General features: G+C 73.9%; 14 protein-coding genes and 2 pseudogenes. 7 read left to right on the top strand and 9 right to left on the bottom strand.

Annotated features, from left to right (window positions below; all coding sequences use genetic code 11):
• Nucleotides 1–43: 43 nt before the first annotated feature.
• On the bottom strand, nt 44–979 hold the full coding sequence (gene murQ / locus ACGFYU_RS32750; RefSeq protein ID WP_393830935.1) for an N-acetylmuramic acid 6-phosphate etherase: 936 nt from the start codon (nt 977–979) through the stop codon (nt 44–46).
• A 379-nt stretch (nt 980–1,358) separates the two neighbouring features.
• Between murQ and ACGFYU_RS32745 the strand changes: the two genes are divergently transcribed.
• Nucleotides 1,359–1,736, top strand: a complete 378-nt coding sequence (locus tag ACGFYU_RS32745; protein ID WP_382644355.1) for a hypothetical protein — start codon at nt 1,359–1,361, stop codon at nt 1,734–1,736.
• 7 nt (nt 1,737–1,743) lie between these two features.
• Nucleotides 1,744–2,016 (top strand): DUF4031 domain-containing protein, encoded by a 273-nt coding sequence (locus tag ACGFYU_RS32740; protein ID WP_393830934.1) that lies wholly within the window; start codon nt 1,744–1,746, stop codon nt 2,014–2,016.
• On the opposite strand, the pseudogene ACGFYU_RS32735 reads toward ACGFYU_RS32740, so the two are convergent.
• The 4 genes and pseudogenes from ACGFYU_RS32735 to ACGFYU_RS32720 form a co-directional block, all read right to left on the bottom strand.
• Nucleotides 1,967–2,458, bottom strand: a pseudogene (locus ACGFYU_RS32735) (serine hydrolase domain-containing protein); the annotation flags it as partial. The gene ACGFYU_RS32740 and the pseudogene ACGFYU_RS32735 sit on opposite strands and share 50 nt — an antisense overlap.
• A gap of 115 nt (nt 2,459–2,573) precedes the next feature.
• A pseudogene (locus ACGFYU_RS32730) lies at nt 2,574–2,621 on the bottom strand (hypothetical protein); the annotation flags it as partial.
• A gap of 200 nt (nt 2,622–2,821) precedes the next feature.
• Entirely contained in the window at nt 2,822–4,057 is a 1,236-nt protein-coding gene (locus tag ACGFYU_RS32725) for a Cmx/CmrA family chloramphenicol efflux MFS transporter (protein WP_393830948.1), read from the bottom strand.
• Between the two features lie 88 nt (nt 4,058–4,145).
• Nucleotides 4,146–4,811, bottom strand: a complete 666-nt coding sequence (locus ACGFYU_RS32720; protein ID WP_393830933.1) for a hypothetical protein — start codon at nt 4,809–4,811, stop codon at nt 4,146–4,148.
• A gap of 134 nt (nt 4,812–4,945) precedes the next feature.
• On the opposite strand from ACGFYU_RS32720, the gene ACGFYU_RS32715 reads away from it, so the two are divergent.
• A complete protein-coding gene (locus tag ACGFYU_RS32715; protein ID WP_393830932.1) occupies nt 4,946–5,632 on the top strand; it encodes a copper homeostasis protein CutC in 687 nt (228 codons plus the stop codon).
• Between the two features lie 205 nt (nt 5,633–5,837).
• Here the strand turns inward: ACGFYU_RS32715 and ACGFYU_RS32710 are convergent, their stop codons facing one another.
• Entirely contained in the window at nt 5,838–7,919 is a 2,082-nt protein-coding gene (locus ACGFYU_RS32710; RefSeq protein ID WP_393830931.1) for a HelD family protein, read from the bottom strand.
• Nucleotides 7,920–8,231: 312 nt separating this feature from the next.
• Between ACGFYU_RS32710 and ACGFYU_RS32705 the strand changes: the two genes are divergently transcribed.
• Entirely contained in the window at nt 8,232–8,417 is a 186-nt protein-coding gene (locus ACGFYU_RS32705) for a hypothetical protein (protein ID WP_393830930.1), read from the top strand.
• 170 nt (nt 8,418–8,587) lie between these two features.
• Here the strand turns inward: ACGFYU_RS32705 and ACGFYU_RS32700 are convergent, their stop codons facing one another.
• Nucleotides 8,588–10,231 carry a DNA repair helicase XPB gene (locus ACGFYU_RS32700; RefSeq protein WP_393830929.1) on the bottom strand — a complete coding sequence of 548 codons (1,644 nt, stop codon included), beginning with the start codon at nt 10,229–10,231 and terminating at the stop codon, nt 8,588–8,590.
• Nucleotides 10,232–10,432: 201 nt separating this feature from the next.
• Between ACGFYU_RS32700 and ACGFYU_RS32695 the strand changes: the two genes are divergently transcribed.
• The 3 genes from ACGFYU_RS32695 to ACGFYU_RS32685 all read left to right on the top strand — a co-directional run bounded on the left by ACGFYU_RS32695 (nt 10,433) and on the right by ACGFYU_RS32685 (nt 11,839).
• Complete coding sequence (locus ACGFYU_RS32695; protein ID WP_393830928.1) at nt 10,433–11,299, top strand: hypothetical protein; 867 nt, start codon at nt 10,433–10,435, stop codon at nt 11,297–11,299.
• Nucleotides 11,296–11,478 (top strand): hypothetical protein, encoded by a 183-nt coding sequence (locus tag ACGFYU_RS32690; protein ID WP_393830927.1) that lies wholly within the window; start codon nt 11,296–11,298, stop codon nt 11,476–11,478. The genes ACGFYU_RS32695 and ACGFYU_RS32690 overlap by 4 nt, the downstream gene beginning before the upstream one ends.
• Nucleotides 11,479–11,641: 163 nt before the next feature.
• Nucleotides 11,642–11,839 carry a hypothetical protein gene (locus ACGFYU_RS32685; RefSeq protein WP_393830926.1) on the top strand — a complete coding sequence of 66 codons (198 nt, stop codon included), beginning with the start codon at nt 11,642–11,644 and terminating at the stop codon, nt 11,837–11,839.
• On the opposite strand, the gene ACGFYU_RS32680 is transcribed toward ACGFYU_RS32685, so the two are convergent.
• Both ACGFYU_RS32680 and ACGFYU_RS32675 read right to left on the bottom strand, forming a co-directional pair.
• On the bottom strand, nt 11,824–12,414 hold the full coding sequence (locus tag ACGFYU_RS32680) for a DUF4291 domain-containing protein (RefSeq protein ID WP_393830925.1): 591 nt from the start codon (nt 12,412–12,414) through the stop codon (nt 11,824–11,826). The genes ACGFYU_RS32685 and ACGFYU_RS32680 overlap by 16 nt on opposite strands.
• Nucleotides 12,415–12,566: 152 nt before the next feature.
• Nucleotides 12,567–15,050, bottom strand: a complete 2,484-nt coding sequence (locus tag ACGFYU_RS32675; protein WP_393830924.1) for a helicase-associated domain-containing protein — start codon at nt 15,048–15,050, stop codon at nt 12,567–12,569.
• Between the last annotated feature and the right edge of the window lie 24 nt (nt 15,051–15,074).

Here is a 15,074-nt window from a genome sequence, read left to right as displayed (position 1 = left end):
TCGCCTTGCGTGGGGGGATGCGGGCGGTGAGGTGAGGGAAGCGTCAGCCGGCCGGGGGCTTCGCGGCGAGGGCTTCGCGAAGGTGCCCGCGGGAGGCCGACAGCAGGGCGGCGGCCCGCGGGGCGTCGACGGCGCCGAGGATGACGAGGATGGCGTTCTTGACCTCGCCGCCGGTGGCGGTCAGCGCGGCCTCGATCTCCTCGTCGGGCGCGCCGGTGGCCAGCGCCACGATGCGCCGCGCGCGGGCGCGCAGCTTCTCGTTCGAGGAGCGCATGTCGACCATGAGGTTCCCGTACGTCTTGCCCAGGCGGATCATCGTGATGGTCGAGATGAGGTTGAGGACGAGCTTCTGCGCGGTGCCGGCCTTCAGGCGGGTGGAGCCGGTGAGGAGTTCGGGGCCGACGACGACCTCGATGCCGTGTTCGGCGGCCGCGGCGAGCGCGGAGCCGGCGTTGCAGGAGAGCCCGACGGTGAGCGCGCCGCGCGTACGGGCGAACTCGACGGCGCCGATCGCGTACGGGGTGCGCCCGGAGGCCGAGATGCCGATCACGGTGTCGTCCGGCCCGATCTCCAGCGCGGTGAGGTCCTCGGCGGCCAGTTCGCGGGAGTCCTCGGCGCATTCGACGGCCTTGACCATGGCGGCGGGGCCGCCCGCGATCAGGCCGATGACCCGGTCCGGCTCGGTGTTGAAGGTGGGCGGGCACTCGCTGGCGTCCAGTACGCCCATCCGTCCGGCGGTGCCGGCGCCCGCGTAGACGAGCCGCCCGCCGCGTGCCATCCGTACGGCGATCGCGTCGATCGCAGCGGCGATGCACGGCAGTTGGGCAGCGACGGCGGCCGGGACGACGGCGTCCTCCGCGTTCATGGTGCGGGCGATGTCGAGGGTGGAGAGCCGGTCGATCTCGGCGAGCTCCGGGCGGAAGGCCTCGGTGGTCAACGTCTCGAGCTGGGCGCGGAGCGCGGCGTGCGCGGTGGTCATCGACGGGGCCTCCTGGCGGTTGTGCGGTGCCGGGGATTCCGGTGTGGCGGCGGGCTACGGCTCTTGCGTTGGCGCCATGGTGGCATCGACGAAGCCCGGGGAGGCCGGGCGCGCCCAGTACGCCGCCCGGCTTCGCGTGTCGTCCACCGCGTTGGCGGGTCTGGCGGCGCACACCGCCGGGGACCGCGGACGGCGCGGAGCGGGAGCCGAGCGCGCACTGCCGCCGCTGTCGGAGCGTGCGTGCACCTGCACCCTGTGTGGAGCCGTCTCCTCCGGGGGCGGGCACTCCGCCCCGGGATGCGCGTCCGGGCTGGTCAGCGTGGACCGGGCATCCCGGCATCCCCTCCCTTTATGGGCGCGGAGGGGTCAAAATGAGCGCATGGACCACGCAACCCCCCTGGAGCAGGCGCTGCACGTCGCACGTGCACTTGTTCTCGCCGATCTCGCCGCCGGCGAGGTCGCCGATGCCGATGTCGTCTCCCTCGTCGAGGACTCGGTCACGCACCGCCGGTGGTGGGTGGAGCAGTGGCCGGAGGGGGTCGACTACCTCGCCGGACTCGTCGCCCAGGACGTGCAGGACGCGCTGCTGGAGAAGTACGGGCGCTGGCCGCTGTGCCCCGTATGCGAGCACGGCGACCCGCACGCGCTGGACGTGGAGCCGGAATTGGGACCCGATCCGCACTGGGTGTGCTCGGAGGCAGGTGTGAGGGTGGCGGCCGTGGGCGCGCTGGGCCCCGTCTTCCACCCGGGCCGGTGAGCCGCCGGTGACGGTGTACATCGACCCGCCGACCTGGCCGGGCCACGGCCGCCTGTGGTCGCACCTGGTCAGCGACGTCTCGTACGAGGAGCTGCACGCCTTCGCGGCGGCCATAGGGTGCCCGCCGCGCGCCTTCGAGCGGGACCACTACGACGTGCCGTCCTACCGCTACGCCGACGCCGTCGCGGCGGGCGCGGTCGAGATCGGCAGCAAGGAACTGGTCCGCCGCCTCACCCGGGCCGGCCTGCGCCGCCCGAAGGGGCGGCCTGCGCCGGCCTAACGGCTGGTGGTGGCCGATAGCTCCGGGTGGTGCCGGGCTCCAGCAGGCGGCCGCCGTCGGGCAGCCGGCCGTTCACCATCACGGGGACCCAGGTGTGCAGGTCGTCCATGGTCGAGATCATCGCGCCGGCCGCCCAGGCCCAGGACGGGTTCCAGATGGAGGCGTCGGCGGTCGTGCCGCCCGGGGTGAAGTTCGTGTAGCCGTGCGCGTAAGGGCTGGGCATCGCGGAGTCCGTCGGCAACGACGTGTCGTCCAGGCCCGCCGGTTCGAGGACGTGCTCCTCCAGGGAGGTGTGCAGGGGCTGCCCGGAGACCTTCTCGACGAGCAGGCCGAGCAGCACGGTGTTGGTGTTGCAGTACATCCAGCGGCTGCCCGGCGGGAATTGGGCGGGGTGCCCGAAGGCGACGTCGAAGCAGCTGCTGCGGGGTCCAGGAGCGGTGCGGGTCGGCCTGGTAGGCGGCCGGCCAGGTCTTGTCCTGGGTGTAGTCGTACAGGCCGCTGCGCATCTCGGCGAGCTGGCGGACCGTGATCCGGTCGCCGCCGGCCACGCCGTCGAGGTACGTCGAGACGGGCGCGTCGAGACGTACCCTCCCTTCGTCGACCAGTTGGAGGACGCCGTGTCACGGTGAAGGTCTTGGTGACACTGCCGATCCGGGTGAAGAGGTCAGTCTTCATCAGCAGGGAAGCGGCGGCCAGGACCGTGGTCCTGCGGTATCGGTACCGGGCCATCGGGGATCACCTTTGACGCACGTCCCCCAGTCGTCCCTCTCATCGTAGGAACCGGGGCCCGGGGATGCGACCGGTGTCAGGTGCGGGCCGGCTCCTCCCCGGCGGGCTGCCCGGCACGGCCTACGGCAGGGCTCGCCGAGGCCACCACGCGGGTCGCGCGGGGTGGGGTGCGGCGGTCCAGGCGGAGGGCGGCGAGGGCCAGCGCGATCGCGGTGATGGTCATGGCGGCGCCCGCCCAGGCGGTGGCGGAGAAGCCGAGGCCCGCGTCGATGACGGTGCCGCCCAGCCAGGGGCCGCCGGTGTTGCCGAGGTTGAACGCGGCCGTGGTCGTGGCGCCGGCCAGGGTCGGGGCGGCGCCGGCCACGTTGAACATGCGGGCGTTGAGCGCCGGGGCGGTGAAGAAGGCCGAGAAGCCGATCAGGAAGGCCAGCGCGATCGCCGCGACCTGGAACGACGCCAGCAGGGCGAGCGCGGTCAGGAAGACGGTCGAGGCGGTGATGCCCCAGATCATCACGCCGAACAGGTGCGCGTCGGCGACCCGGCCGCCCACGGTGGTGCCGGCCAGGGCGCCGATCCCGAACAGGGCGAGGATCCACGGAACCCAGCCGGAGTCCAGCCCGGCCACGTCCGTGAGCAGCGGCGACAGGTAGCTGAAGGCGCAGAAGACACCGCCCGCGGCCAGCGCGGTGATGCCGATGGCGAGCCACACCTGGCGGTCGCGGTAGATGCGCAGCTCGCGCCCGAGCGAGGGCTTCGCGGCGGGCAGCGGGATCTTCGGGATCAGCGCCAGGATGCCGGCGAGGGCGATCGCCGAGGCCGCGCCGACCGACCAGAACGCGGAGCGCCAGCCCAGGTGCTCGCCGAGGAAGGCGCCGGCGGGTACGCCGAGGACGTTGGCGATGGACAGGCCGCCGATCATGACGGCCATGGCGCGGGCCCGCTGGTCCTGGTCGACCATGGCGATGGCCACGGCGGCGCCGACGGCCCAGAAGCCGGCGCAGGCGAGGGCCGAGATCACGCGGGAGGCGAAGAGGAGCTCGTACGAGGGGGCCAGCGCACCCGCGACCTGCCCGAGGCCGAAGAGGCTGATGAGGGAGATGAGGGTGGTGCGACGCGGCAGCCGCAGCGTGGCGACGGCCAGCAGCGGCGCCCCGACGACCATGCCGATCGCGAAGGCGGATATGAGCAGGCCCGCCCGCGGGATGGTGACGTGCATGTCCGCGGCGATGGGGGGCAGCAGGCCCGAGAGCATGAATTCGCTGGTCCCGAGCGCGAAGACGGAGAGACCGAGGACGTGGACGGCGATGGGCATGCGGGGGCGTGCGACGGCTGCGGGCATGACTGTCACCAACTACATCGAACGGGATCAAATTCCCCGGGAGTATGTCAGATATGTGAAATCAGGCGGGCTCGGTGAGCCGGTCGAGCTCGGCGGCGAGGTTCGCCCGGGCCGGGGCCTCCCAGTGGGCGGCGCCGTACGGGGTGCGGAAGAGCCGGGGCAGGTCGAGCAGCTGGCGCAGGACGGCCGCGCGCCCGGCGCGGAAGGCGTCGTCGGGGACGAAGCCGTACTCGGCGCGGACGGCGGCGGCGTAGGCGCCGTAGGCCGCCGTGTCCCCGGCGAGGACGGCCAGGTCGGCGTCGCAGAGGGCCTCGCCGTTGGTGTCGCCGGGGGCGGGGTCGTGGGTGACGGTCAGCCGGACCAGCCGGGCCACCTCGGCGGTGCGGGCGGGGTCGATGCCGAGCTCGGGGAGGGCGCGCTCGGCGAGGGCGGCGCTGCGCTCCTCGTTCTCGGAGCGGTCGGGGCGGTAGACGGCGTCGTGGAACCAGGCGGCGAGGCGCACGGCGGCGGGGTCGGCGGCGTGCGGTGCCAGTACGTCGATCCGCGCGAGTACGTCGGCCAGGTGCGCGGTGGTGTGGTAGCGGCGCTGGGGCTCCGCCCAGGCGGTGAGGAGGCGGTCCGCGTAGGGGTCCGGGTCGCGGTCGGCGGGGGCGCCGGCGGCCGCGGTGGCCTCGCGCCAGCGGGCGCGGAGGGCGGTCGTGTCGGTGTGCGGGGTGCCTGTGTCCATGGGCACATTGTGGGGGTGGCGTGATTGTGCTGGTGGAGCGGTGATGGAGGCCCGTACCCTGGATATTGGACTAGACCTATTTTCCATACGGATCGTATGGGTCACACGTGCAGTTTTCCGAAGGATGGGATCGAATGAGCAACCGTGCGCTCCTGGAGGTGATCGCCCTCGACGTGGAGGACGCGGTCGCGGCCCAGGCCGGTGGGGCGGACCGACTCGAGCTGGTCACCGACATGGCCGCCGACGGGCTCACCCCGCCGCGCGAGACCTTCGCGGCGATCAGGGCGGCGGTCGACATCCCGCTGCGCGTGATGCTCCGCAAGACGGACGGTTTCGCGGCGGGCGACCTCTCCGTGCTGGTCGAGGCGGCCCGGGAGCTGCGGGCGGAGGGGGCGCAGGAGTTCGTCCTCGGCTTCCTGAACCCGGACGGCACCCCCGACCTCGCCGCCGTCGAGGCGCTGGCGGCGGAGCTCGGCGGCTGCCGCTGGACCTTCCACCGGGCGATCGACCGGGCCGCGGACCGGGACGGTCTGCGCAAGGCGCTGGCAGACCTGCCCGGTCTGGACACCTACCTGACGGCGGGCTCGGCGGCCGGGGTGGAGGAGGGCCTGCCGGTGCTCCTGGCGGAGGCGGCGCGGGCGGGCGAGCCGGGGTACGGGGCGCGGATCCTGGTCGGCGGCGGCCTGACGCTGTCCCACCTGCCGGTGCTGCGCGGGGCGGGCATCGACGCCTTCCACATCGGCGGCGCGGCCCGCCCGGACGGCTGGACCCGCCCGGTCTCGGCGGCGGCCGTCGCCGAGTGGCGCGAGGCCTTGGCCTGACGGCACGCCGCCGCTGCCGGGGGGCGCGGCCCCCGAACCCCCGCGCCGCCGCCGGGGGCGCGGCCCCAGACCCCGCGCCTCGAACACCGGCGGGCTGGGCGTGTCCCCAGCGGCCGCAGACGCAGGCGCAAGCGCGGCCACATCCAGCCCCGCCGGCGTTTGAGGCGCGGGGTCTGGGGCGGAGCCCCAGCAGCGGCGCCGCAGGTCAGGACAGTGCGGGCGGCAGCGGGGCGGCGTGGAGGAGGGTGAGGCCCGACACCGCTCGGGTGAGGCAGACGTACAGGCGGCGCAAGCCGGTCCGCTCGTCCGCTTCGCCGTCGACGATCGCCGCCGGCTCGTCCAGGACCACGTAGTCGTACTCCAGGCCCTTGGCGAGCGAGGCCGGGACCAGGGTCAGGCGGGACTCGGCCGTCGTCTCCTCGCCGGGAGCCAGGTAGGGGAGGTCCGCCGCCCGCAGGGCCTCCGCCAAGGCCGGGACACGGGCGTCCGCCGCGATCAGGCCGATCGAACCCTCGTGGGCGAGCGAGGCACGGCAGGCCTCGATCACCGCGCCCGTCAGGTCGGCCGTCTCCGTGACGACCAGCGAGCCCGGGGTCTCGCGGACCGAGGAGACCGGGGCCAGCCCCGGGGAGATCGACGGCAGCAGCCGCGACGCGTACGCGATCACCTCGCGCGGCACGCGGAAGCCCGCCGTCAGCTCCTCCACCACCGCCGCCGGCTTGCCCAGGTGCGCGAGCGCCTCGTCCCAACTGCGCGTGGCCCACGGTGTGGTGCCCTGCGCGAGGTCCCCCAGCACCGTCGCTGAGCCCGTCGTGCAGCGCCGCCCCACCGCCCGGTACTGCATCGGCGACAGGTCCTGTGCCTCGTCGAGGACCACATGGCCGAGGGAGTGGGTGCGCTCCACCAGGTCGGCCGCCTCGTCGATCAGGACCAGGTCCGCCGCCGACCACTTCGCCGACTTCACGCTCCGGAACGGCTTGGGCCAGAGCAGCAGTTTCTGTTCATCGGCGGTCAGGACGCCCTCCGCGTGCAGCGCGAGGAAGTCGGGGTCCGACAGGAGGCGGAGCACCAGCTTCGCCGGGTCGACCGGCGGCCAGATCTCCTTGACCGCCGCCTTGACCGCGGCGTTGCGGGCCACCGCGTCCTGTACGCGGTCGTCCGGCGCCTCGCCCGCCTGCTCCATCCGTACGAGCACCGCGTGCGCGATCCGCTGCGGCAGCGCCTCGCGGGCCGCGCCGTAGCGGATGTCGCGGTTCTGCAGCTCCTCGACCATCTCGGCCAGCTCGTACGGGGGCACGCGCCAGCGGCGCGAACCGCGGACCACCATCAGCGCCTCGGTGGGCGGCGTGACGTGCGAGCGGACGGCGCGGGCGAGCACCTCCGCCATCCGGGCGTCGCCCTTGACCACGGCGGTTTGGGCCGCGTCCGTGGCGCGTACCTCCAGGCCGTCGCGCGCGACCAGGTCGTCGACGGTGGCCTGCTTGACCTCCAGCTCGCCGAGGGCGGGGAGGACCTGCTCGATGTAGTGCAGGAAGGAACGGTTCGGCCCGATGACCAGCGTGCCGGTGCGGGCCAGCCGGTCGCGGTGCGCGTAGAGGAGGTACGCGACCCGGTGCAGGCCGACGGCGGTCTTCCCGGTGCCGGGGCCGCCCTGCACGCAGACCGAGCCGGACAGGCCGGAGCGGACGATCTCGTCCTGCTCGGGCTGGATCGTCGCGACGATGTCCCGCATGGGGCCGACGCGCGGCCGCTCGATCTCCTGCTGGAGCAGCTTGCTGACCGCGGCCGCCTCGGTGGGGTCGGAGAGATGCTCGTCCTCGTAGGCGGTCAACTCGCCGCCCGTGTAACCGAAGCGGCGGCGCAGCCCGATGTCCTGCGGGTCGGTCTTGGAGGCCCGGTAGAACGGCTGGGAGACGGGCGCGCGCCAGTCGATGACCATCGGGTCGCCGTCGGCGTCGTGGACGTGGCGGCGGCCGATGTACAGCGGCCCATTGGCTGCCTCCGGCAGCGGGTGCTCGCCCTCCGCCCCCTCGGCGAGGTCCGCGCCCGGGGCGTGCAGGTAGTTCAGGCGCCCGAAGAAGAGGGGCGTGTGGGCGAGGTCGGCGAGCGCCTTGATGCGGTCGTCGATCTGGGCCTGGAGGACGATCGCGTTGACCCAGTTCGCGGTGACGTCGCGGATGTCGAGGGCCTCGACGTCCTCGCGCATGGCGCGGAGCGCGGCGCGGGAGGCGCTGAGGTGGGCGCGTTCGCGGGCGAGCGGATCGGATTCGGGGGCGTGCGCGGGCACGGGACTGCCTCCAGCTGGCGAAGTGGGAACAGAAGCCCGCCGGTTTCCGTCCGGCGGGCGGCTCTCCCCGATGGGGCTGCGGGAGGCGGCAAGAGCGGAGATTCTAGCCAGTGGGGTGGGGCGGAGCGAATGATTAAAGGAGGCCGAAAGTCCTCTCGGGACGGGACCTCCGAACGGGTGTCATACCTGGGAGTGTCAGACCTCGGGCAGAGCCACTAGGGGGTGGCATGGGCCGAGAGGAGGAGGCGGGGGGCCTTGAGGTTAAGCCCCGAGGGCGATGTGGCGGGGCGGCCGAAAACGCACCATGGATACATGAGCACCGCAACCTTCACCGAGATCCAGGGCGGCCGCCCTAGCGGCGCCACCGCCACCTCCGACTCCCGTCCGCGCCACAGCTTCGGCAGCGTGCTGCGGGCCGCCAAGGTCTTCGCGGCGACCGCCGTGAGCGTCGTCGTCCTGGGCGAATACGCCGAGGACGCGGGCGTCATACGCCGCTGACCCCCCGGCCCGGTCCGACCCGGCCTTCACCGGCACCGCTCTGCTCGGCCTGCTGGTCCTCCCGCAGGCCTCCGCCGACTTCCGGGCCCGGCACTTCCCCGACACCGGCCGGGCCCTGCTCCTGCACTGGCCGCACCTGTGGGTCTGGTGCGTCCCGCTGCTCGCGGTCCTCAGTCGCTCGCCAGCAGCTCGTCGGCGTCCATGATCCGGTAGGCGTACCCCTGTTCGGCGAGGAAGCGCTGGCGGTGCGCCGCGAAGTCCTGGTCGATGGTGTCGCGCGCGACCACCGAGTAGAACCGCGCCTCGTGCCCGTCCGCCTTCGGCCGCAGCACCCGGCCCAGCCGCTGCGCCTCCTCCTGCCGGGAGCCGAACGTGCCCGACACCTGGATGGCGACCGTGGCCTCCGGCAGGTCGATGGAGAAGTTCGCGACCTTCGACACGACCAGCACGCTGATCTCGCCCTCGCGGAAGGCGTCGAAGAGCTTCTCGCGCTGCGCGTTGGAGGTCTCGCCCTTGATGACGGGGGCGTCCAGGTGCTCGCCCAGCTCGTCGAGCTGGTCGATGTACTGCCCGATGACCAGCGTCTGCTCGCCCTTGTGCTTGGCGACGAGCGCCTCGGTGACCTTCCGCTTCGTCGCCGTCGTCGCGCAGAAGCGGTACTTCTCCTCCGTCTCGGCGGTCGCGTACGCGAGCCGCTCCGACTCGGTGAGGTTGACCCGGACCTCGACGCAGTCCGCCGGCGCGATGTAGCCCTGCGCCTCGATCTCCTTCCACGGCGCGTCGAACCGCTTCGGCCCGATGAGCGAGAAGACGTCCGACTCCCGGCCGTCCTCACGCACCAGCGTCGCCGTCAGGCCGAGCCGGCGCCGGGCCTGGAGGTCGGCGGTGAACTTGAAGACCGGGGCGGGCAGCAGGTGCACCTCGTCGTAGACGATCAGGCCCCAGTCCCGGGAGTCGAAGAGCTCCAGGTGCGGGTAGACGCCCTTCCGCTTCGACGTCAGGACCTGGTACGTGGCGATCGTGACGGGCCGGATCTCCTTGCGGGTGCCGGAGTACTCGCCGATCTCCTCCTCCGTCAGCGAGGTCCGCTTGACCAGCTCGTGCTTCCACTGGCGGGCCGAGACGGTGTTCGTGACGAGGATCAGCGTCGTCGCCTTGGCCTTCGCCATGGCCCCGGCGCCGACCAGCGTCTTGCCGGCGCCGCACGGCAGCACGACCACCCCGGAGCCGCCGTGCCAGAAGCCCTCGACGGCCTGCTGCTGGTACGGGCGCAGCGCCCAGCCGTTCTCGGCCAGGTCGATCGGGTGGGCCTCGCCGTCGACGTACCCGGCGAGGTCCTCGGCGGGCCAGCCCAGCTTGAGCAGCGTCTGCTTGATCTGGCCGCGCTCGGAGGGGTGCACGGCCACGGTGTCGGGGTCGATCCGCGCCCCGACCAGCGGGGTGATCTTCTTGGAGCGCAGGATCTCCTCCAGCACGGGCCGGTCGGTGCTGGTCAGGACCAGTCCGTGCACGGGGTGCTTGGAGAGGGTGAGGCGGCCGTAGCGGGCCATGGTCTCGGCGACGTCGACGAGCAGGGCGTGCGGCACGGGATAGCGCGAGTACTCGACGAGCGCGTCCACGACCTGCTCGGCGTCGTGCCCGGCGGCCCGGGCGTTCCACAGGCCGAGCGGGGTGATCCGGTAGGTGTGGATGTGCTCGGGAGCCCGCTCCAGCTCGGCGAAGGGCGCGATGGCGCGCCGCGCGGCTCCGGCGAGCTCGTGGTCGACCTCCAGGAGGAGGGTCTTGTCGCTCTGGACGATGAGTGGACCGTTCACGCGCGGCGCCCCGTTTCTGTCAGGTCAAACCTCCAGTCTGCCGTACGCGGCGCCAGTGCGTGCGGGGTCACGGAGGACACGCCCCCCATTGTTGTGACATGGATCACGGGCGGCTCGCAAGATTCTGTGCCGGAGCGGGCCTCTCCCGCGGCCCAAGGGTGCGGACCCTGATACCGACACTCCGGAAGGACCTGGCTGCCCATGCCGACCGAGACGCTCCATCCCGCCTGTGAACCCCCGCGCGGTCCCTCGTACATCGGGATGCACGTGCAGCCCGACGGCACCCTGCGGGGCCGCCCGCTCGCCGAGGAGGAACATCCCCGGTTCGTGCCCGGGCCCGTGCCCCCGGGCACCTTCACCGGATACGCCTTCGTCAATTCCGGCATGGTGGAGCCGGGGACGAACAACGCGATGATTTCGGGCCTCGCGGTGGCCCTCATGACCAGGACGGCGGTACTGAGCGGACACCCGGACTTCGTCGGGGGCTTCACCCGGAGCCTGGGGCTCTGGTCGGGTTGGAACGAGGCCGTCTCCACCGCGCTCATGGGCGACTGGGACGCCCCTCTCAGGCAGCGCGGCGAGCTCGGCTGGGAGGCGTGGGACGAACTGCACCGCGAGATCCGGGCCGCCCACGCCCGCCAGCAGCCGTTGTGGCGCCGCCGCACCGGCGGGCTGGTCCGCGACGGCCGGCGGGTCGAGGGCCGAAGGACGCTCCTGCTGGAGACGCCCGTCGGGCGCAGCCGCACGCTGCGGGATCTGCTCGCCGAAGACACCTGCCCCGAGGACCCGTTGCTGGACCGGATCCCCGGAGACCCGCGGCTCGCCCGCATCCTGGCCCTGCTCGCACCCGAAGAACGCGCGGTCGCGCTGGCCCTCGGCGTGGCCGGTGTCGTGACCTGGACCGAGGCTGCCGAGTACGTGGGCGCGGACGACCCGTCGGCTCTCGGCGAGCGCGTGCGGCGCAAGGTACGGCGCCTGGTCGCCGAACAGGCGCGCCGCGACCGGCTGCGGCCCCCCGCACCGGCGTCCGGCCTGTGGCGGCCCGGGCGGGAAGGGGAGCGGGCGTGACGCTGACGGTGCTGCTCCTGATCCTCCTGTGCGTGCTCACCGCCCTCGGGGTGGGGGCCGGTGTGCTGGCCCTGCTCCTTCGCGTTCCGGCGTGGTCGGCTCCGGTGGCAGGGGCCCTCAGCGCGATGATGCTCATGGTCGGGGTCATGGGGCTGCTGGTGGCCGTCACGCGGGGATGACGGGAGCTTGCCGCCTGGAGCGGGAGCATCGCCCACGTCCGGGCCACCCCCGGTTTCGTGGGGTGTGGCTGGCCGCCCGCGGAGGGGATGTCCGCCGAGGCGAACCTGCGATCTGGCCCGGCACGCACGGGACTTCACCGAGCGGCGCGGATTCACGGACGGCGTGCTCGAAGGGGACCGCGAGGTCATCGGATGTCTCTACATCTACCCGGGCAAGGAGGATCCCGAGCGGGTCAGCGTCAGGTCCTGGGTGCGGGCCGACCGGGCGCACCTGGACGCTGTGCTCTACCGGGCCGTGCAAGCGTGGCTGCGTACGAGCCGGCCCTTCGGGGCCGGGCGGGTCGACTACGCCCCGAGGTGAGGCAACGGGCCGGACGGGTAGGGGGTTTCCGCGGGGAGCAGGGCCCGGGCCGCGTCCGTGTCGCCGGTGCGGACCAGGCCGTGGATCTCCCGGGCCAGCGGGGTGACGTCGCGGATGGAGACCGTCCACTCGTCGGCGTACGCCCGGGAGGCCGGCCCGGACAGGCCCAGCTGGAGCGAGCGGTACGGCAGCGGGTTCAGGTTCAGGTCGCGCTCCGGGTCCCACTGGACGCGGGCCGAGGTCGTGCGGACCGACTCCTGCCAGCTCGCGCGGTCCGCGTGCACGGTGGGGGCGTAGTGGGACAGGCAGGCCTCGCGCAGTGCCCGGTCGAAGCCCGCGCGCGTGATCTCGATCGCCAGGACCGTCTCCTGGTCGGGCTTCGTGGCCCAGCCGCAGCGGTACATCATCCACAGGAACGACGGTTTGATCCACGTCATCCGCTCGCGCTTCCAGGCGGGTGGGAAGTGGTTGTCGCGTGCTGCCGGTTCGCCCAGGCGGGGGGCGTAGGCCTGGTAGACGGTGATGGTGGTGTCGGTGTGCGATGCGCGGATCTGGCGGTTCGGTACCTCTGGCATGCGCCCAGGGTGCGGGGTTGTCCGGGCGGCCCGCCAGCCGATTTTCCTGCGGTGCGGTGCGGTGCGGTGCGGTGCGCCGCAGCGCGGTTCGGCGCCGTTGCCGGGGCTCCGCCCCGGACCCCGCGCCTCGAACGCCGGCGGGGCTGAAGTAGTCAGAGGTGGTCTTCCGCCAGTTCCGCCACGCCCGTGATGCGGTGGAGGGCATAGGTGCGGACCTCGTCCGCCGTGTGGTCGTAGCCCGTGACGAAGCCGCCCTCCACGCGGACCGGGGCGATGACCCGCTGGCTGGCCGCGCCGTCCGCGTTCACGTAGCCGATCCACACCGCCGAGCCCGTCAGGGCGGCCGCCTGCACCGTCGCCAGGGTCTCCGCCGCGCTCGTGCGCGGGAGTTCGCCGGGGACGACGGTCGACGGAGCCGGCTCCTTGCGGACCGCCGTCGCCGCCAGGTCGCCCGCGCGGATGGCCCGTACGGCCGCCCCCAGCAGGGTGTCGTCCGGGACCGGCGGACCGTCCGGCACCGGTACGGGCGCCTGGCGTGCCGGAGTGCGGTGGGCGTCGGCGCGGGCCACCAGTACGTCGCCGGTACGGGATTCCGCGGCCGGCGCGTAGCCCATCGCCCGCAACCCGTCGAGGAGGGCGGTGGGCTCGGCCTGGGCGGCCAGCACGGTCGGGGCGAGGCGGCGCAGGCCCAGCCCGGCCGAGCGTTTGTCGGCCAGGATCTCGCCCAGCATGGCGTCGTCGTCGCAGCGGACGTACGACGAGGCCGCGCCGACGCGGAGGTGGCCGTGGCGGCGGGCGACGTCGTCGATCAGGTAGGCCAGCGGCTGCGGGACCGGGGTGCGGCTGTGCTCCGTGAGGAAGGCGTGCAGGTCGGCGGCGGCGTGCCCGGCGTCCAGGGCGCGGCGCACCGACCCGGGCGTGAAGCGGTACACGGTCGCCCCGCCCTTGGACTCCACGTCGGCGAGCACCGCCAGGGTGTCCCCGAGCGGCCGGCGCAGCGGGCCGGGGGCCACCGCCGTCAGGTCGGCCTGGAGCAGGACGTGGTCCACCGGCTCGGGAAGGAGCGGCGCCAACAGCGGTGCCGGGTCGCGGTGTTCCAGCAGGGCGCGGCCGAAGGCGCTCAGCGCGCCCCGTCCGGTGATCCCGAGGACCTCCGCCTCCGTCAGGGTCCAGTGCGCGAGGCGGGCCCGCAGATCGCTCGCGCTCCGTACGGGACGCTCCCACGCGAGCCGGTCCAGCAGCGCGTCCGGGTCGGGGGAGGCTCCCTCGGGCAGGGCGGCGAGGAGTTCCAGGACCCGGCGGCGCACCTCGGGGGCGGCGGAGCGGTCCAGGTCGGGGCCGAGCACCGACAGGGTGCGGCCCTTGGCGTCCTGCTCGCCGGCCAGCCCGGCCGTACGGGTCGCGGGCAGCCAGGCGGCCGCCAGCGCCGACCACCGCTCGGCGGGCGGCAGTTCGCACCAGTCGTCGAAGGCGGGGGTGGGCGCGTACCGCTCGTCGGCCTCCCCGTCGCTGGCCAGCAGCCCGGCCGCGTAGGCCAGTTCGATCCAGAACGCCGCCTGCGGCTCGGCCGTGTCCAGGGTGACCGCGGCCCGCTTCAGGTCCCGTACGGACAGCCCGCCCGCGCGCAGCACCGGCGGACCGGCGTGCTCCCAGGACTTCACCAGCTCCTCGACGGTGGACAGCGCGGCCAGCGCCTGCCCGGCGGCGTTCGCGTCCACAAGCTGTGGACGGTGCTCGCGGTGCGCCGGCACCGGCGGGGGCACCGGCGCGGTGTCCCGGTGCGCGAGCCCGCCGCGCAGGTGCAGCGCCACCTCGCGGGGCAGTACGACGGTCCGCGCCGAGGCCGGCAGCAGCAGCCCGCGGTCGCGCAGCCAGCGCACCGGCACGGTCGGATTCGGGGTCACCTCCCCGTACGGCGGCCCCCACACCAGCCGCCCCAGCACCTGGTGGGCTTCCGCCGGGGCCTCGTCGAGCAGGGCGGACATCCGCTCCGGGTCGGTGAACAGCCCGGTCAGCGCGGTCACCGCGGACACCGGGTCGTGGGTGGCGGGCAGCCCGACGGCCGCGACGATCTCCTGGATCCGGGTCGGCGACATCCCGGCCGTGGCCTCGGCGACCGTCGGCCCCAGGCCGGTCGGGGAGGGCCGCTGGGCGGAGGGCGCGAGCAGCTCGCGGGCGGTGCGCACCAGGCGCAGCCGGTCCTCGCCGCCCCACACCAGGGCCTGGTCGCGCAGGGTGCCCAGGGCCCGGGGCAGCGCGGCGCGGGCCCCGTTGTCCTCGCCGGTGGTCCCCTCCTCGCCGGTCAGCAGGGACTCCAGCACCTCGTACGGGCACGGGTCCGGGGCCACCGCGAGCGCCTCGGCGGTCTGCAGCGCGAACCGGTCCATGCGCTCCAGCGCGCGCACCACCGAGGCCCGGGTCCCGGCGCGGGTGGCCAGCTGGGTGACGTCGCCGGGCACCGGGTTCAGCAGGTCGGGGCGGGCGCGGAGCAGGGCGGCGAGCGCCGCGTCGTCGCGGGCGCGCAGCGCCTCGGCGAGGGAGCGCGGGGCTCCGCTTCCGCCGGATCCTCCCGCAGTGCTTGCCTCGGGCACAGTCGCCTCCCGGTCGCGTCGGCCGGTCAGTGGGCCGGTTCCCATCCGGCCAACGGTATCCGCTGCGCC

The sequence above is a fragment of the Streptomyces sp. NPDC048337 genome, from assembly GCF_043201175.1.
GTDB lineage: Bacteria > Actinomycetota > Actinomycetes > Streptomycetales > Streptomycetaceae > Streptomyces.
The sequence above is the reverse complement of the archived record's forward strand: the minus strand, read 5'-3'. Positions and strand labels throughout refer to the sequence as shown.